Genomic DNA, 17,650 nt, shown 5'->3' with positions numbered 1-17,650 from the left:
GCTGCTCCACCCCGCGTCCGTATTTTTCCGAAGTGGCCGAGCAGTAGCCAGTTCGAATTTTCTTTATCTTCAATGCCTTAATCAGCGTTGTCGACTCGGAAACTCAGATGGTTGCGGGGGCCAGATTTGAACTGACGACCTTCGGGTTATGAGCCCGACGAGCTACCGAGCTGCTCCACCCCGCGTCTGAGGTCGCCAATAATAGGCGCCAGCGCTCAGATTGCAAGTAAATATCCTAAAAAAACTTCATTCGTAGGTTAAAGCGGCACAAATTGAAGGAATTTGCAACAGGGCGCTGTTTTTTCAGACAAGCAGGTTTGGGGCCAGCTTGGCGCACTACACTGAATTGGATTGTCACTCCTCGTTTTGGGTAGGTTTATCATGCGCATATCCGCCGGTCATTGCCGTCAATTGGGGGCCACACCCGAGCACGACGGCGTCAACTTTGCCATCTGGGCCCGCCTGGCCAGTCGGGTCGAACTGCTGCTGTTCGCCAGTGCCGACGATACCACCCCTGAGGTGATCCCTTTGTCACCCCGTCTCAACCGCACCGCTTACTACTGGCACATCCATATAGAAGGCCTGCCACTGGGTCAGCGCTACGCCTATCGCATTCAGGGCCCCTGGCGTCCCTACTACGGCACCCGCTTCGATGCGGACAAGGTGCTGCTGGATCCCTATGGTCGCAGCATTGAGCTGGGGCCGACTTACGACCGCTGGGCCGCGGCCCGCCCCGGCAGCAACCTGGCTGTGTGTGCCAAGAACCGGGTGGTGGATACCCGCGACTACGACTGGGAAGGGGACAAGCTGCCCGCCCACTCCCTCTCCCGCTCGGTGATCTACGAGCTGCATCTGGGGGGATTTACCAAGTCGCCAAGCTCAGGGGTGGATCCCGCCCTGCGCGGCACCTATCTTGGCCTCATCGACAAGATCCCCTACCTGCAATCCCTCGGCGTCACCGCCGTCGAGCTGCTGCCTGTGTTCCAGTTCGATCCCCAGGATGCCCCCAAGGGGCTCTCCAACTACTGGGGCTACAGCCCCATGTCGTTTTTTGCCCCCCACGCCCAATATGCCAGCGGCCCCGATCCGCTCACCGAGTTTCGCGACATGGTCAAGGCGCTGCACAGGGCCAATATCGAGGTGATCCTGGACGTGGTTTACAACCACACCGCCGAGGGGGGCGATGATGGCCCCACCTTCTCGTTTCGCGGCATAGACAACGAGGCTTACTACATACTCGACAGCAACCAGAAGGACACCAACTACTCGGGCTGCGGCAACACCTTCAACGGCGCCCATCCGGTGGTGCTGCGCATGATCATGGACAGCCTCCACTTCTGGCGCCAGGAGATGCACGTGGACGGCTTTCGATTCGATCTGGCCGCCATCTTGTCGCGGGACGAGTCCGGCATGCCCCAGGCCAATGCACCAACCCTGCGCACCATAGACACGGATCCTCGCATCGCCGACATCAAGCTCATCGCCGAGGCCTGGGATGCCGGGGGCCTCTATCAGGTGGGCAGCCTGGCCGGCGCGCGCTGGCGTGAATGGAACGGCCAGTTCAGGGACGATGTGCGCCACTTCCTGCGCGGGGATGACAACGCCGTCGCCACCTTCGTGGAGCGACTGTGCGGCAGCCCGGACATCTACCACTATCACCACGCCGATCCGGAGAAGAGCATCAACTTCGTCACCTGCCACGACGGCTTCACCCTGTGGGACTGGGCCAGCCATGATCACAAGCACAACGAGGCCAACGGTGAAGAGAACCGGGATGGCTGCGATCACAACTTCAGCTGGAACCATGGCCAGGAGGGGCCGACCGAGGATCCCCAGATCAATGCCCTGCGGGTGCGTCAGGCCAAGAACATGATGGTGGCGACCCTGCTGTCGGTAGGCTCTCCCATGCTGCTGATGGGGGACGAGGTGCTGCGCACCCAGCACGGCAACAACAACGGCTACTGCCAGGACAACGAGACCTGCTGGATGAACTGGCAACCCAGCGTCATGGGACAGGAGATGTTCCGCTTCATGAAGGAGCTGATCCAGTATCGCAAGCACCTGTTCCAGCGACCCGAGCAGGAGAGCATGCCGCTGTCGCTGACCGAGATCCTGCGTCACAGCGAGATCTGCTGGCACGGGGTCAATGCCGCCCAGCCGGACTTCAGCCCCCACTCCCACGCCATCGCCATGTCGGCGCTCTCCAGCGAAACCAAGCTGGCGCTCTATGTGCTGTTCAACGCCTACTGGGAGCCGCTCACCTTCAACCTGCCGAGCCCGCCCAAGGGAGTCGGTGGCTACTGGCGCCGGATCCTGGATACCGCCCTGCCCTCACCCCATGACATCTGCACCTTCGGCATGCCGCTGGAGGGGCTGACCCGGGAATACCTGGCCCAGCCACGCAGCAGCTGCCTCTTTATCTGCGGGGCCGACGACTTCTACTAGGCCCGGGTTGCGGCCAGCAAAAAGCCCCCCTGAACGACTCAGGGGGGCTTTTTTCATTCATGCATGCGAGGTGCGATCAGGCCAGCTGGTGCAGCACGCTGGTCGCCGCTATCTGGGCAATGATAAGGCCGCACAGGGCGGTGGAGACCACCACGGGCGCCGTCTCCCGCTGTTGATAGATGGGGCTGAACCAGAGCAGCAGGGCCGCAATCAGCAAGCTGGCCTGGGTCAGCACGCCGGGGATCAGGCCATCCAGCGCAGCGCCACTGCCCTGCCAGCCCACCAGCACCGCCAGCCAGAGCAGGCTCAGGATGGCAGCCACCAGCCCGGCCACCGGCAGCAACAGGTTGAAGGCCTGCAGGCGGTGACGCGCCCGCAGCAGCATCAGGTGCGCGAAGGCCGCCCCCAGCAAGATCATCTGCAGCAGGCCGCTCAGCCAGCCCTGGATTTGCAGCAAGCCGACGCCATAGACCAGCAGCGGCATGGCCGGCAGCCAGAGCAGGGTGGACGGGATGGCTCGCTTGCCCTCCAGCCGGGACTGGGCCAGCGACAGCACTATCCCCAGGATCAGGGCGCCCCCCCCGCTCCAGATCAACCAGCTCGCCACCCTGGCCTCCACCGCCAGCATCAGGGAGAGGCCGGTGATCACCCAGATGGAGAAGAGCTGGGCCGTGATCCGCGAGCGCTGGCCCGGGCAGATGTCACCGCGCCACAATACCAGGCCGAGGGCGATGAGCGCCCCCAGCGCCATCAATCCGGTCAGGGGAAAGAGCCAAAAAGGGAGTTGGACGAACATGACGCCTCCAGCAGCAAGGATTCGGGATGCGCCTGTGGGGCGCCAGAGAAGGGGGCGAGTATACCCAAACCGACTCCCAACCCCAATCCCTGCAACCACCGGCAAAGAAGTGGGTGGCCAGCCTGCCGGGACAAAAGGGGCGATTCCCCTGGCCTGCATTCTCCTGCGCCAGGGTGCAGACGGACGGATCAGCCCTGACCGCGCGCCAGCGCCACCACCTTGGCAAACATCTGGCGGATCACCGGCGGGATGTGCTCGCCGCCCAGGCGTTCCGCCTCCTCCACCACCGCCAGCGCCATGCCCGGCTTGCTGCGGTGATGAATCGCCTTGTTGATAATGCGCCCGGCGTTGAGGGTCGAGCGGCCGCCGACGCCGGCCTCGCGCCTGAACACCGCCTCGAAGCCATTGTGATAGAGATAGTGCTCTATGTCCGCCGCCGGCAGCTGGGTCAACCGATCCCGCTCCCGCTCCCCCTTGAGCAGCGCCCGGGCCGAGGTGGCGTATTTGATCCCCGCCTCGTCGCCATCGGTGAGCAGATGCCACTCGATGCCAAAGTCGCGCGCCACCTTGATGAGGGGTGACTGGCCGCACTGGGCGAACTCTATGATGCGCACCCCTTCCGCCCGCAGGCTGTAACCGCAGATCTGGGCCAGCTCGGAGAGCAGCCAGATCTCTGTCTCCCCCTCCACCAGCAACCAGCAGCGGGCAAACATCGACATGGGGCGGTTGATGCGCACGTGAAAGGCAATCTTGCGCAAGTCATCGCTGCTGTAACGCTCGCCACCGAGCTGATGGCAGACGATGTCCTGCTGGCGGCGCACCAGACGGCGCACCTGATTCAGGGGCAGGGAGGAGAGCAAGTCGCCCGAGTTGGTGGTGAGCAATTTCTGGCCAGGCAATTGTTCGAGCAGGCCCCAGGCCAGAGCCAGCATGGTGGGGTGCAGACGACTCTCGGGATCTTCCAGGATCATGATGGGGCGCGCGCCCTGCTCCAGCTCGCGGTTGCCACGGGCGTTGAGCAGAGTGGCTGCCATGCCCGCCATCGCCAGCTGCAGCGCCCGGTTGTCGGCATTGCGTAGCAGTGCCTGCAGATTGCCGGGGTTGCGCAGCGTCATGGGGCGATTGACTATGTCCCGCTGGCTGCGGGGCTTGTTCTTGATGGGGGCAAGGGCATTGAAGTAGTGATCCATCAGCTGGCGCACCGCCTGCAACGCCTCTTTGAGCTCTGGCTCGCCGATGCGCTGGGGCTCGTCGATCAGCTTGTTGGCCAGCTGACTCAGCCGGTTCTGCGACAGATCGCTCCACTTCAGCACCTCCACCCCGCTGCGGGCGGTGCGGGCATCCCGCAGCCGGAATACCGGGTTCATGGTGATCAGCAGGCAGACCAGTTCATGGGCATTGTCGATGGGCAGGCTCTTGCCGATGCCGTCGAGAAAGTCATGGGTGGTGGTCACGGAGCCGTCGGCCTCCAGCTCGGCGCTGGCGCGATAGTGGATGCGGTGGAATTTGTCTTTGTGCTTGACCCAGGAGGCGCCCAGCCGGGCCAGACGATGGGAGTGCAGGCACATCTGGGGTCTGTGCTCACTGAAGGTGAGCACCAGTTGCAGATTGCGGGCGGGGGCGAGTTCGGGGTCTTCCGGCTGGTGAAAATCGTCGGCCTCGAACTGATAGGGTTCGGCATCCTGCCCCAACAGGCACCAGAGGGCGCGCAGCAGACTGGACTTGCCCCAGGCGTTCTCACCGATGAGAACCGTGGTGTTATCCAGCCCGAGCGAGAGGCGATTTATCCCGCGAAAACCTTTGACTTCAATGCGTTCCAGAAACATGCGGCCATATCCAGTCCATCCTGATGGCGCAATAGTGGCAAAGTTGCCGGAAAAATCCTATCGGGTCGTGTCGATTTTCAGCGGGAACTGTGAGGCACTACGGGTTCGGGAGGGGTGGGAATACAGGTGCGATCTTGGGGGGCATTCCAGTGGCTGAACCACAGGTGGCGGGTACGGGTCTGACGTTTGCGATAATTCAATGGGCATTCCTTTCAATGGGTAAGTGGTAGATGGTACACCTGTTTTACCCAGAGTCTCAGCGTTATCTGTGACGATAGGATGACAATTGCGCGCGCCACTGGCCCGGCGTGAGGCCAAATGCCTCGCGAAAACGGTTGCCAAAGTGGGCCTGGGAAGAGAAGCCGCACAAGATGGCGATGCTGGCCAGGGGCTCGGGGCCTGCCAGCAGCTGCTTGGCCCGTTTGAGGCGCAGCCCCTGCAGGTAGCGATGGGGCGGACACCCCAGACTCTGGCCGAACATGCGGGCGAAGTGGTATTCGCTGAGGCCCGCCTCCTGTGCCAGCTGGGCCAGGGTGACGGGCTCGGCCAGATGGGCCAGCAGGTACTCCTGCACCCGCCGGATCACCCCGGGTGCCAGGCCGCCACGCACCTCGGGCAGGCTCGGCGCCTCCCGTGTGTGGTGGCGGTAGGCGTGCAGCATCAGCATCCAGGCACCGTGGGAGAGCGCCATGCGATCGACACCGTGCTGCCACTCCAGCTTCATCAGCTGGGCCTGCACCAGTGCCGCCGCCTGCGGGTCGTCGATGAAGGTCTTGTCTTCCAGCAGCAGATGGCGCCCCTCCTTGTCGCAGGCCTGCTCGGCGATGCGGGTGAGGTGGGCCGGGGTGAAGTAGAGGTGGAAGAAGCGGAACTCTTCGCGCACCAGCCACTCGGATCTGTGGTGGTCCGGCATGATGCACACCTTGCCGGTACCGCCATGACCGCCGGGGCCATCGAGGCGCTCGGTCTGCTCGCCCCCCTGCAGATAGACGCTCAGGGTGTGGTGGCCCGGCTTGTGGTAGCGGGTCTGATCGTAGCGGTTGCGCCAGCTGGCCACCCCAAGGCCGGGCTCCAGCCAGCAGGAGTCTTCCAGCCGCGCCCCCGTGCTGACCAGTGCATCGAATACCCCTGCCCCTCTCATCTGCTGCACCCTTTATGCCCCGCCCTTCATGCCTGATGGCCATCTTACCGCGCCGCTGGACCAAACGCTGCGACCCTGCGGAAAAAACCGCAAGATGGTGCAAGCCAGTCGCTCCGGCCCGCGCCATGCTGATCCTCATGCCCTCTTCACGCAACGGATCCCTCATGAACCTACTGCTCTACCTTGCCACCGTCCTTATCTGGGGCAGCACCTGGATCGCCATCGCCTGGCAGCTCGGCCCCATTCCCATCGAGGTGTCCGTGCTCTATCGCTTCCTGCTGGCGGCGCTGGCGCTGTTTGCCCTGCTCACCGTCAGCGGCCGTTTCCCGCGTCTGCCCTGGGCGGGCCAGCGCTACGCGGCCCTGCTCGGTGCCCTGCTCTTTTCCACCAACTTCCTCTGCTTCTATCACGCCACCCTCTATATTCCGAGTGGCCTGTCGGCGGTGATCTTCGCCAGTGCCAGCATCTTCAACGGTCTCAATCTCTGGCTGTTCGAGGGCAAACGCCCCAACCTGCGCTGGCTGCAAGGATCCTTGCTGGGGCTGCTTGGCACCCTGCTGCTGTTCTGGCCCGTGCTGGCGGATGCGCAACTGGGTGCAAACGGCTGGAAGGGGTTGCTGCTGGCCTGTGGCGGCACCCTTTGCTTCTCGCTGGGCAACCTGGTCTCTGCCCGCGGCCAGCGCCACGGCTACCACGTGCTGCAACTGGTGCCCTGGGGCATGGTGTACGGGGTCGTGCTGTTGCTGGGCTGGGTTACCCTGCTCGGCCAGTCCCTCACCATACCGACCGACGGTCACTATCTGGCGGCCATGGTTTATCTCGCCCTGTTCGGCTCTGTCATCGCCTTCACCGCCTACCTCACGCTGGTGGGCCGGATTGGTGCCAGCAAGGCCTCCTACGCCACAGTGCTGTTTCCCCTGGTGGCACTGACTCTTTCCACCTTCTATGAGGGATTCGTCTGGCAAACTGTCTCTGTGGTGGGAGTGGTGATCAGCCTGCTCGGCAACCTGGTGATCTTCGCCCCGCCCGTGCGGGAGTGGCGCTGGCGGCCAGCCAAGGCAGCGAACGACACTTGCTCCTGAGGCCGTCAGCCCCTAAGGTAGCGCCATTCGATCTGCGTGATGGCAACACTAGGGGGCAGGATGTTACTGGAAGGGCTGGAGACACTCAGTCTGCTGGCAAGCGAAGGCACCATGGCCAAGGTGGCCAGTCGCCTCTACATCAGCCAGTCGGCGGTGAGCAAGCGCATCGCCCAGCTGGAGCAGCGCCTCGGCAAGAAGCTGATCGAGCCGGATGGTCGCCAGATCCGGCTCACCCCGCAGGCGCAGGAGCTGCTCGACCGGGTGGCCCCGAGTCTCGCCGAGATGAAGGGGGTGCTGGCCGACAGCCAGACCCTCACCGATCTGACTCCCCTGCCCGTCGCCTGCTCCGAAACCCTGCTGGCGGGCTACCTCGCCCGCTTCATGCACGACTACCTCGGCCGCGATCCTCATATTGCCCTCTCCACCCATCACACCCCGGTGATCCTGGCGCGGGTGCGCAGTGGCGACGCCCTGCTCGGCATCTGTGCCGGACGCCTGCCTCCCGGCCATGGCCTGGGAGCCGAGCTGTTGCTGGAGGAGCCCTTCTATCTGGTGGGAAACGATCAGGATGAGGGGGTGCCGGCAGATCAGCGGCCGTTCGAGCAGGGGCACAGGCGCAAGATCCTGACCATGGATCTGGATAACCCCTCCAACCGCTACCTGCGTGAACCCCTGGCGCAATTGGGCATGGTGCCCGCCATGGAGCTGGACTCCTATCTGGCATTGATCGAACTGGCCAAGGCGGGCATAGGGCCCGTACTGCTGCCGGCCGGCCTGCTGGCGCTGGTGGGGGAACAGGGAGAGAAGGCGCGTCCCTTGCCCGGGCTCGCCCGCCCGCTGCACCTGGTCTACCGGCCAAACAGCCTCAAGCGCGCACGGATTGCCCATCTGGTGCAGGCCCTGCAGACCCATTTCCGCCCGCTGACCATGTGAGCGCCACCAAGCAACAGGGCCCGATCCAGCGGATCGGGCCCTGTTGGCTGGCTCATGCCACGAAGCGGCCGTTACACCAGCCAGGCAAACAGCTCGGGATACTGGCTCCACACCAGCTTGGCGGACATCAGCAGGGAGACGGTCACCAGCAGCGGCTTGATGAGCTTGACCCCTTTCTTCAACACCAGCTTGGAGCCGGCACGGGCGCCGATAAACTGGCCCAGCGCCATGCAGAAGCCGACGCTCCACACCACCTTGCCACCGAGGGCGAAAAACAGCAGGGAGGCGATGTTGGAGGTCAAGTTGAGCAACTTGGTGTGGGCCGTGGCCCGCGCCATGCCAAAGCCCGCCAGGGCCACGAAGCCGATGGCAAAGAACGACCCCGTACCCGGCCCGAAGAAACCGTCATAAAAACCCACCCCGCCGCCCACCAGCAAGGCGAACAGCATGGGGGTGAGGCGGCGCTGGCTCTCGGCATCGCTCACCCGGGGGGAGAAGAAGAAGTAGCAGGCAAAGGCCATCAGCAGGAAGGGCAGCAGCCGCTCCAGGATGGCGGCGTCTATGGTCTGCACCGCCAGGGTGCCGATGGCGGCGCCGATGAAGGTGCAGATCACCGCAGGCCAGATCATGGCCCACTCCAGCAGCCCCTTGCGGGCATAGAACCAGGTGGCGGAGAAGGAGCCAAAACTGCTCTGCAGCTTGTTGGTGCCGAGCACCAGGGCCGGCGGCATGCCGGTGGCCAGCAGGGCCGGCACCGTCAGGAGACCGCCGCCGCCGGCGATGGCGTCGATAAAGCCGGCGATGAGCGCCACCCCGAACAGGGCGACAAGCGTGTACAGTTCCAATTCCATCCATAGACCTCGTGTGATTGCGGTGCCCGCCGCCCCCGCGCCAGGAACCTGAATGAGTCAAGCTGGTCGCTATCCTAGCGGGCTCTCGCTCATGAGGCTAACGAAACGATGGCAGCCAATTGATTCCTGATTTTCATCAGTCTTGTTGGTCTCTCCTCGTCAGTCCCTTTCCCCCATTAGGCGGCGCTATCGGCCAACGCCTCAGCGAGTATGTCTTCCTTTATCGCCGCCAGCGCCTGTTGCAGTTGCACTTCATCCTCACCGGGTGCCCGGCTTACCCGACCGGCCATATAGCGGCGGCTGAACTGGATTAAATCAGAGCGGCAACATGCTCCCCTCTGCCTCAGCGCATATGGGGTCAACAACACCCAGCTTGAGCGCCGCCAGCGCCTGTTGCAGTTGCACTTCATCCTCACCGGGCGCCCGGCTTACGCGACCGGCCATATAGCGGCGGCTGAACAGATTGAACCAGAGCTGCAACGCCCGGCCTGCCTGCAGCTCGCCGGCCACCTCCAGCACGCAGGCCGCCACTTCGGCGGTGCAGAGGTGTTCGTCGCAGTTGGCGACCCGCATGCCATAGGTGGAGAGCGCATCCGGCTTGACCGCCAGCACGGGGAAGCCATCCAGATAGGGGCTCATGTTGAACATCTTGCGCGCCTCGGGCCAGGTGCCGTCCAGCAGGATGAAGAGTGGCTTCTTGCCGGGGGCGAGCGTGACCCGTTCGGTCACGCGCGCCGGGTTTTTCTCGCAGGCGGGAAAGACCACATAGGGCTGCCAGGCAGGATCCGCCAGCAGTGCCAACAACTCGGGGTGAGGCTGGGTGCGCTTCCAGAGGAAGGCCCAGGTGGTATCCGGCAGGACGTCGGCAATGAGACGGCCCGTGTTGGAAGGCTTCATCGGCTCGCTGTCATACATCAGCAGGCAGAAGCCGGCCTCGGCCTTGAGCTCGGGGCGCCATTCGCAGGCGCACCAGTCGCGGCGCAGCTGGCACGCCTCGCAGCGTGGCACTGTGCCACCACGGGCGAGAAAAGGACGGGTGGAGATGCTCTTGCGCCATACGCGCAGGCGATTGACGGCGTGATCTGGGATTGGCTTCATGGGGCGCGGCTCTGGCGGTGCACGTTGCGGGAAAAAAGGGGGCAGATTGTAACGAGCCGTCCGCCGCGCAGCAAGGCCCCCCATCCGGGGCAAGCCGGGGCACCACGCCTCTCTATACTTGGTCGTCAACCCATGCACCCACGCATGGGGCACAGGAGGACGACGATGGCAGAACAAGACATTGCCCGCGAGCACGCCCTGGCCGAAGGCACTACCTTCACCTGGCACGAGCTCTATCTCCCCGACGCCGAAGCCGGGATCCGTTTCTACACTGAGGTGCTCGGCTGGGAGAGCCAGACCATGGCGATGGAAGGCGGCAACTACCCCATGCTGGTTGCCAATGGCAGGCCAATCGCCGGCGTGCAAGCCACCCGGGGCAATCCCGAAATGGCCGACGTGCCGCCCCACTGGGCGACCTATATCGCAGTGGATGACGTGGATGCCAGGGTGCTCAGGGTCAATCAGCACGGCGGCACCCTGGTGGTGCCCGCCATGAATATCCCGGGGGTCGGGCGCATGGCCCTGATTGCAGATCCACAAGGGGCGCACATCTGGCTGTTCACCCCTGAATCCATGTGACATCGCCAATCGCAACAACAACAACAGAGGGGCCCGCGGGCCCCTCTGTTGTTTTCGGCAAACCGTCAGGCGGGCTTGCGCAGGATCTGCTCGAGGTAGCGGGCGAAGCTGTGGCCGTGATGCTCCAGCAGTTTCGGGAACATGGAGATGGAGGTCATGCCGGGGAAGGTATTGATCTCGTTCAGCAGGATCTCGCCCTCTTCGGTCAGGAAGAAGTCGATGCGCGACAGGTGGGTCAGTTTGAGCTGACGGAACGCCTTGAGGGCATACTCGTGGATCGCATCGGCCTGCGCCTGGGTCAGGCCTTCGGCCTTGAGGCTGGTCGCCGTGTGGCTGGCGCTGCTGTACTTCTCTTCATAGGTGTAGAACTTGTCCTGCGGCACGCAGATCTCGCCAGGATAGGTGGCAATCAGCTCGTCACCGTACTGGTAGACAGCCACTTCCAGCTCGCGGGGCTTGACCGCTTTTTCGATCAACACCTGCTCGGAGTAACCGAAGGCATCCTTGATCCCCTGCACCAGGTCGGCTTCGTTGCTGGCGGAGTAGCAGCCCACGGAGGAGCCCTGGGAGGCGGCCTTGATGAAGACCTTGCCCCACTTGGCCAGGGCGGCTTTTGCCTCGGTCAGGGCGGCGTCGTTCTGTTCGGTCAGGAACAGATAGGGGGTGTTGGGAATGCCGATGGCGGAGAGCCACAGCTTGGTGCTGATCTTGTTGAAGCAGATCTTGCTCGCCTCGGCATCGCAACCGAGATAAGGCAGGCCCGCCAGCTCGAGGAAGGATTGCAGATCGCCGGTCTCACCCGGGTAGCCGTGGATGCAGGGCACCACGTAGTCCACCGGACGGGCCACGCTGTCAAACGAGAGCAGCTTGTCCAGCCCCAGCTTGCACTCGCGGCCGTCGGCAGAGAGCCAGCGATCGGCGAACATCTCGACCCGGGTCACCTCGACGCCAGGCAGGAAACCGAGTTGTTGCTCGAGGAAATTGGCGCTGCGCAGAGAGACTTCGTGTTCTGAGCCACCGCCGCCGCACAGCAGCAAGACATGCATGTTCTTCATTAGATGTGATCCCTTGGGAAAAGCGGCCTCGTCATGACCATCTGATAATCCAACCGTACTGAAAAACCGGACGAAGCCAAGTGCGGGCCAGTGTAGCAAGGGAAATCAAGCCTTGTCAGCCGATGGGAGCCCCATCCGCCGACAACAGCCTGAAAAATTCCTGCCTGTGTCAAAAATTGGACGAAAAGGCGTCAGCGGGGCGGATCCAGCCGTCCCACGCCGTTGCCATTGACCCGAAACCAGCCGGCTATGCTGTAACGCTCCCGATTGGCGGGCAGCACCTCGTGGGGAAACTCCTCCGACAGGAACAATACCAGCCGCCCCCCCTTGGGAGAGACATCCATCAGCAACTGCTCGTCGTTGTCGTAGACCCTGAGCACACCGCCCGCCCCCGGTTGCCAGTCGTTGTTGAGATAGAAGACAGAGGTGAGTCGGCGGTTGGAGCGACCGGCGAAGGCATCGCGGTGGGTGGCATAGAAGTCCCCGCTGCGATAGCGGGCAAAATGCGCCTCGTAATCGAACAGCCCCAGCATCAGCAGGCGGTTGGCGGCGAGGCGCAGGGATTCCATGCGGGCCAGATAGGCCGCCACAGGCGCGCCAAGATCGGGCTCCAGCCAGTGGATCTGATCACGGCGAATGTCGGGGTTGCCCTGATGCAGCGCGGCGCGTCCTATCCCGGCCGGTTGCCACTCCCCTGGCAGGCAGGCTTTCAGCTCATCCACCTCGGCGGCGGTTAAAAAATCATCCACTATCACCCATCCCCGGGTGTAAATGGCATCCATGACGGCTTGATAGTCCAAGAGTGACTCACAATAAGTGGAGAGAGGGCGCTTTTTAGCGACTTCCCGGCCTGGGCACAAACCAGATTGCTTCTCCTGAGAAGTCCCACCATCAATACGCTATTCCGCCACAGAAGGCGCCCTTTATCGTACCGGCCTGGTCACCCTGTGATCCGGCTCCCCAAAAGGATGGGAGCATGCCGCATGCGAGCCATGGCGCAAACGGGGCACGTGCCCCTTGCCCCCGACGCCCTGGCCCGTTAACGTGCATGATAACCGCCCTGAATGGGCCCCATCCTCCCAGGAGTGCTCCATGTCTTTGCCCGACCTCACCCTGCAACATCTCGATGGTTCCGAACTCTCGCTCACCGCCCTGCAAGGCCAGGTCATCCTGGTGGTCAACGTGGCCAGCCGCTGCGGTTTTACCCCCCAATACACGGGGCTGGAGGCGCTCTACCAGCAGCTGGGACCCAAAGGGCTGGTGATCCTCGGCTTTCCCTGTGATCAATTCGGCCATCAGGAGCCGGGAGATGCGGACGAGATAGCCCGCTTCTGCTCGCTGGATTACCCTGTGAGCTTCCCCATCATGGCCAAGTGCGAGGTCAACGGCGAGCACGCCCACCCCTTCTATCGCTGGCTGAAACAGCAAAAACCCGGGCTGCTGGGGCTGGAAAACGTCAAATGGAACTTCACCAAGTTCCTCATCAACCGTGACGGCGAGGTGGTGGATCGTTTCGCCCCCCAGACCAAGCCAGAGAGCCTGCTGGACGAAATAAGCGCCCTGCTCTGAGCCTCGCCAGGGAACCAGACTCGCACCCCGGCCCGGGCAAGTGACACGGCTGCTGCGTGCAGGTCGCACATCTGCTATATTACGCCCCCATTACCTTTTCTATGTTGTGGCTGGCTGCCAAGGTGGCCCGCTGCACCTTATGTTGTGGCAGAGCAGGCGTCAGCGCGTGTCTGTCACGCGTTGAGCCCAAGGCTCACCTCAGGAGTCTCTCTCGAACATGTCATTTAACGAACTGGGTCTGTCACCGCATATTCTGCGGGCCGTCAAGGAATTGGGTTACGAACAGCCAACCCCCATCCAGCAGCAAGCCATTCCGGCCGTGCTGGCAGGTCAGGATGTGCTGGGCGGCGCCCAGACAGGCACAGGCAAAACGGCCGGTTTCACCCTGCCCATGTTGCACCGTCTGCTGGCCAACCATGGCCGTGGTGGCCGTCGTCAGGTACGTGCCCTGGTATTGACCCCGACCCGTGAGCTTGCCGCCCAGGTGGGCGAAAGCATCATCAAGTACGCCCACCACCTGCCGTTTCGCACCCTGATCGCCTACGGCGGCGTCAGCATCAAGCCCAACCTGGACGCCATCAAGCTCGGCGTCGACATCCTGGTCGCGACCCCGGGCCGCCTGCTGGATCTGCTGACCCAGCGCGCCCTCACCCTGACCGAGCTGGAAGTGCTGGTGCTGGATGAGGCGGATCGCATGCTGGACATGGGCTTCATCACCGACATTCGCCGCATCATGAAGGCGCTGCCGGAAGAGCGGCAGACCCTGCTGTTCTCTGCCACCTTCTCCAACGAGATCAAGGAGCTGGCCGACGATCTGCTGAAGAGCCCGACCCTGATCGAGGTGAGCCCGAGCAACAGCACGGCCGAGCAGGTCAATCAGCGCATCATCAAGGTCGACCGCGAGCGCAAGCGCGAGCTGCTCTCCCACATGATCGGCCGCAATAACTGGCAACGGGTGCTGGTGTTCGTGCGCACCAAGCAGATCGCCGACCGCCTCGCCCACCAGATGGAAAAAGACGGCCTCAATACCGTCGCCATCCACGGTGACAAGAGCCAGGGTGCCCGCAACCGGGCGCTGGCGGATTTTCGGGAAGGCAAGGTACGGGTGCTGGTCGCCACCGACATCGCCGCCCGTGGTCTCGATATCGATCAACTGCCCCATGTGATCAACTTCGAGTTGCCCCAGGTGGCCGAGGATTATATCCACCGCATCGGCCGTACCGGCCGTGCCGGTCGTGGCGGCGAAGCCATCTCCCTGGTGAGCCAGGATGAACAGGATCAGCTCAAGGCCATCGAGTCCCTGATCGGCCTCAGCATACCGAGCGAGATCCTGGCAGGCTACGAGCCGAGCGGCAAACCGACTCGCCAGACCCTGCCGGGCAGCAAGCCGGTACAAAACCCGCCGCGGGATCGCGGCCATGCCAACGCCAAGCACAATGCCAAGGCGCCAGCCAAGGGCAAAGGCAAGCCGGGAGCCGGCAAGCCCAAAGCCGATGGCAGCAAGCAACCGGCGCCGGCGCGCCAGAAGGATCGCGGTGGCGTGGACGCAGGGCTCACCCCGATGCGCCGCCTGCCCCGAGCCCAGCGCGACAGCTATCAGGACAACTCCAACGAAGAGTAAGGCCAGCCGTGAGCCGCCCGCACTGAAAAATAAAAAACCGCCTTTCGGCGGTTTTTTATTGGTGTGATTGATCAACTCTTTTCAACGCGTTCCAGCACCATATGCAGCAGTGGATAGGGTTTGCCCTGGCCATCCAGCGGCGAGCGCCCCGTCACGACGAACCCCATGCGCTGGTAGAAGCCAAGCGCCTGCCCATTCTGCTCGTTGACGTCCACCCGGGTCGCTCCTTGGCGGCTGATGGCATGGGCCACCAGCTGGCGGCCAACACCGCAGCCCCTCGCCTCGGGGGCGATAAACAGCATCTCGATATTGCCATCGTGTACCCCGCAAAAACCGACGATGCCAGCGGCCTCATCCCTGCCACAGACCAGATCGACGGCGGCAAAATAGTGCTCCAGGATCAGCGGCTTGAGGGCATCTATCTCAGCCTCTGGCAGAAAGTGGTGAGTGGCGCGCACCGAGGCTTCCCAGAGGGCGATCAGGGTTGGATAATCCTGCGTCTTTGCTTGTTCAATCTTCATGCTCTGACTCTTGTTGAGTGGAGTGGATAGCCCTACCGGAGAGGCTCTGCCGACCCCTGGCATCCGCTTGCTTGATGACGAATCCCTTCTCGATGCCGGCCTTGAAACCCAGCTTTTCATACAGACGGTGGGCGGCTTCGCGCCCTTCCCCCGACAACAGCATCACCTTGTAGCAATTCTGCTGCCAGGCGAGGGCCAGCGCCTGCTCAAGCACTTGCTGGCTCAGCCCCTGGCGCCGAAAGCGGGCCGCCGTGATCACATGCTCTATGATGCCAAAGGGCCGGCCACCATTGGTGAGCGTGGGGATCAGCCCCAGCTGGCAGGTGGCGGCAAGCTGACCCTCTACCTCGGCGACGATAAGCCGCACATGGGATTGGGCCAGCAAGGCGGCAAGAGCCGCCTCGGCTTCAACCAGCGGCGGATCATGGGGCCTCAGCTCCCGATAAAGGGTCAGCAAACCGGCTATGTCTTGTTCATTGCACGCTCTGATCACCACCATGGCACTCCTCCTGATCTGATTGCCGACACGGCTCACCCACGAGCCCTAAGCGGGCCTTGGCGCAAACATGATGATGACCATGCCGAGCAGGGCCACCAGCGAACCCACCAGATCCCACAGCGTGGGCCTGATGCCGTCCACCAGCCAGAGCCAGAGGATGGCCACGAAGATATAGACGCCACCATAGGCGGCATAGACGCGACCGGCGGCGGTAGGATGCAGTGACAACAGCCAGGCAAACAGCACCAGACTCAAGCCCGCGGGCAGCAGCAGCCAGATGCTCCGGCCCTGTGTCAGCCAGAGATAGGGCAGATAACAGCCGACGATTTCGGCCACCGCCGTGATCAGAAACAGTCCGATCGTTTTGAGTTCCACCATGATGCGCCCCTATCACCCCCGTTAAATTGGCTGAATGTTAAAGCAAATCATCACGTTATGTAAGCGCAGCAGGAGGGAGTTGAATGGCGGGAGGACCAGGCTTCCCCCGCGGGTGCAGGGGAAGCCGGGATGGCATCAGCGGGTCTTGACCGCCTGCAGCAGGGCAGACAGATCCGGCCCGAACTGGCGGGTGCGAATGGCTTCGCGGATATCGCTTTCGCCGTAGCGGCTGGCCGGATAGACCAGCACGCAGGACGTATCGCCGGGCTTGAGGAAGTGGGTCTCGCCAAAATGGGTATAACGGGTGGCCCCTATGCTGATGAGCGCATGGGACGGGTAGCCAGCCTGGGCCAGCAGCCCCTGGATATGCTCCGCCGGGCCCTCGTCCTGCTGATGGTTGAACTTGTCGATGGCCCAGTCCAGCAGTTGTCGATGAAAATAGCTGTAATCGACGGCGGCGCTGTCTACCCCGTAAGCGTGCAGCTCGCCGTCACGCTCCAGGTAACAGGCGATGCGATAGTCATCGAGCTCGCAGCCGGCTGCGAAATGGGACAGTGGCAGCAGAGTGGCCGCCAGCCCCTTGCTCTCTTCCCCCCAGTTCTTCTTCTCGCTGATCTTCTTGGCATTGGGACGACGGATGGAGCAGTCGTTGTAGGCCCCAAAGGCGCGGGGATGGATGGCCACCACCTGGGTGCCTGCGTATTCCAGCTCGCACCAGAGCGCCACTTCCGGCTCGATCTGCACCTTCTCGTCACCGCTGACCGCCGCCTCTGGCAGGAAGATCGCCTTCTCGCTCAGGGGGAAGACACCGAGCTGGCCCGGATGACTTGGCACATAGAAGGGGAACAGCGCCTTGGGGGCGCTGGTGTCACGCACCACCACAGCCACGAAATCCGAGGCCTCTCCCGCCTGCTCCAGATGACCGGCGAAGTTGCCCGCCACCCCGAGTCCGATAAATTTGCTCTCTGCTGTCACTTGCATCTGATCACCTGCATCTTGTCAAAGCGGGGGCAGCCGACCCACCAGACGGGATCCGCTACCGCGAAAGTGGCAAGGATTAAACCACAGGGACCCGCCCCCGCCCAGCCCGGGCGCCCCATCCTGTGCGCCAGCCCGAACTTTTCGGCATCCGCCGGCGTGTCTCTGGGCAGAGGCACACGGCCAGTTGACGGCCCCCTTGCCTCACGCGGACAAGGTCATGGATCAAGAACAAAGGCACCCAGCTGATCAAGCTGAGCGCAGGGAGAGGATCTACT

Annotated in this window: 17 protein-coding genes, 1 tRNA gene and 1 pseudogene; 6 read left to right on the top strand and 13 right to left on the bottom strand. The window is 63.1% G+C overall.

Features of this window, described 5'->3' with window-relative positions:
- Positions 1-108 precede the first annotated feature (108 nt).
- Positions 109-185 (bottom strand) — tRNA-Met (locus BN1118_RS20710).
- 196 nt (positions 186-381) lie between these two features.
- Here BN1118_RS20710 and glgX point away from each other — a divergent pair.
- Positions 382-2,445: a glycogen debranching protein GlgX gene (glgX, locus tag BN1118_RS20705; RefSeq protein ID WP_043557776.1), complete on the top strand. Its 2,064-nt coding sequence runs from the start codon at positions 382-384 to the stop codon at positions 2,443-2,445.
- Between the two features lie 76 nt (positions 2,446-2,521).
- Here glgX and BN1118_RS20700 read toward each other — a convergent pair whose 3' ends face one another.
- The 3 genes from BN1118_RS20700 to BN1118_RS20690 form a co-directional block, all read right to left on the bottom strand.
- The gene (locus tag BN1118_RS20700) at positions 2,522-3,241 is read right to left on the bottom strand and encodes a hypothetical protein (protein WP_043141989.1); all 720 of its coding nucleotides are present in this window, start codon (positions 3,239-3,241) and stop codon (positions 2,522-2,524) included.
- Between the two features lie 188 nt (positions 3,242-3,429).
- Positions 3,430-5,067, bottom strand: coding sequence for an ATP-dependent endonuclease (locus BN1118_RS20695; RefSeq protein ID WP_043141992.1), 1,638 nt, complete (start codon positions 5,065-5,067; stop codon positions 3,430-3,432).
- A gap of 262 nt (positions 5,068-5,329) precedes the next feature.
- The gene (locus BN1118_RS20690; protein ID WP_378040519.1) at positions 5,330-6,208 is read right to left on the bottom strand and encodes a helix-turn-helix domain-containing protein; all 879 of its coding nucleotides are present in this window, start codon (positions 6,206-6,208) and stop codon (positions 5,330-5,332) included.
- A gap of 164 nt (positions 6,209-6,372) precedes the next feature.
- On the opposite strand from BN1118_RS20690, the gene BN1118_RS20685 reads away from it, so the two are divergent.
- Positions 6,373-7,290, top strand: a complete 918-nt coding sequence (locus BN1118_RS20685) for a DMT family transporter (RefSeq protein WP_043557796.1) — start codon at positions 6,373-6,375, stop codon at positions 7,288-7,290.
- Positions 7,291-7,350: 60 nt separating this feature from the next.
- Positions 7,351-8,223, top strand: coding sequence for a LysR family transcriptional regulator (locus BN1118_RS20680; RefSeq protein ID WP_043557774.1), 873 nt, complete (start codon positions 7,351-7,353; stop codon positions 8,221-8,223).
- 71 nt (positions 8,224-8,294) lie between these two features.
- Here the strand turns inward: BN1118_RS20680 and BN1118_RS20675 are convergent, their stop codons facing one another.
- The 3 genes and pseudogenes from BN1118_RS20675 to BN1118_RS20670 all read right to left on the bottom strand — a co-directional run bounded on the left by BN1118_RS20675 (position 8,295) and on the right by BN1118_RS20670 (position 10,172).
- A complete protein-coding gene (locus tag BN1118_RS20675; RefSeq protein ID WP_043557773.1) occupies positions 8,295-9,074 on the bottom strand; it encodes a TSUP family transporter in 780 nt (259 codons plus the stop codon).
- A 176-nt stretch (positions 9,075-9,250) separates the two neighbouring features.
- A pseudogene (locus BN1118_RS22175) lies at positions 9,251-9,379 on the bottom strand (DTW domain-containing protein); the annotation flags it as partial.
- A gap of 10 nt (positions 9,380-9,389) precedes the next feature.
- Positions 9,390-10,172 carry a tRNA-uridine aminocarboxypropyltransferase gene (locus tag BN1118_RS20670; protein WP_052449222.1) on the bottom strand — a complete coding sequence of 261 codons (783 nt, stop codon included), beginning with the start codon at positions 10,170-10,172 and terminating at the stop codon, positions 9,390-9,392.
- Between the two features lie 165 nt (positions 10,173-10,337).
- Between BN1118_RS20670 and BN1118_RS20665 the strand changes: the two genes are divergently transcribed.
- Positions 10,338-10,751 (top strand): VOC family protein, encoded by a 414-nt coding sequence (locus tag BN1118_RS20665; protein ID WP_043557772.1) that lies wholly within the window; start codon positions 10,338-10,340, stop codon positions 10,749-10,751.
- A gap of 65 nt (positions 10,752-10,816) precedes the next feature.
- Here the strand turns inward: BN1118_RS20665 and BN1118_RS20660 are convergent, their stop codons facing one another.
- Both BN1118_RS20660 and BN1118_RS20655 read right to left on the bottom strand, forming a co-directional pair.
- Complete coding sequence (locus BN1118_RS20660) at positions 10,817-11,806, bottom strand: D-alanine--D-alanine ligase (RefSeq protein WP_043142008.1); 990 nt, start codon at positions 11,804-11,806, stop codon at positions 10,817-10,819.
- Between the two features lie 191 nt (positions 11,807-11,997).
- Positions 11,998-12,606, bottom strand: coding sequence for a 2OG-Fe(II) oxygenase (locus BN1118_RS20655; RefSeq protein WP_043557771.1), 609 nt, complete (start codon positions 12,604-12,606; stop codon positions 11,998-12,000).
- 292 nt (positions 12,607-12,898) lie between these two features.
- Between BN1118_RS20655 and BN1118_RS20650 the strand changes: the two genes are divergently transcribed.
- Positions 12,899-13,375, top strand: coding sequence for a glutathione peroxidase (locus BN1118_RS20650; protein ID WP_043557770.1), 477 nt, complete (start codon positions 12,899-12,901; stop codon positions 13,373-13,375).
- A 217-nt stretch (positions 13,376-13,592) separates the two neighbouring features.
- A complete protein-coding gene (locus tag BN1118_RS20645; RefSeq protein WP_043557769.1) occupies positions 13,593-14,996 on the top strand; it encodes a DEAD/DEAH box helicase in 1,404 nt (467 codons plus the stop codon).
- 71 nt (positions 14,997-15,067) lie between these two features.
- Here the strand turns inward: BN1118_RS20645 and BN1118_RS20640 are convergent, their stop codons facing one another.
- From BN1118_RS20640 to BN1118_RS20625, 4 genes are all read right to left on the bottom strand, one after another.
- A complete protein-coding gene (locus tag BN1118_RS20640) occupies positions 15,068-15,517 on the bottom strand; it encodes an acetyltransferase (RefSeq protein ID WP_043557768.1) in 450 nt (149 codons plus the stop codon).
- Complete coding sequence (locus tag BN1118_RS20635; protein ID WP_043557767.1) at positions 15,507-16,016, bottom strand: GNAT family N-acetyltransferase; 510 nt, start codon at positions 16,014-16,016, stop codon at positions 15,507-15,509. Before BN1118_RS20635 ends, BN1118_RS20640 begins: the two co-directional genes overlap by 11 nt.
- A gap of 45 nt (positions 16,017-16,061) precedes the next feature.
- Complete coding sequence (locus BN1118_RS20630; RefSeq protein ID WP_043557766.1) at positions 16,062-16,394, bottom strand: YnfA family protein; 333 nt, start codon at positions 16,392-16,394, stop codon at positions 16,062-16,064.
- Between the two features lie 135 nt (positions 16,395-16,529).
- Entirely contained in the window at positions 16,530-17,375 is an 846-nt protein-coding gene (locus tag BN1118_RS20625; RefSeq protein ID WP_043557765.1) for a DUF5718 family protein, read from the bottom strand.
- Positions 17,376-17,650 lie beyond the last annotated feature (275 nt).

The sequence above is a fragment of the Aeromonas bestiarum genome, assembly GCF_000819745.1.
Taxonomy (GTDB): Bacteria; Pseudomonadota; Gammaproteobacteria; order Enterobacterales; family Aeromonadaceae; genus Aeromonas; species Aeromonas bestiarum.
The sequence above is the reverse complement of the archived record's forward strand: the minus strand, read 5'-3'. Positions and strand labels throughout refer to the sequence as shown.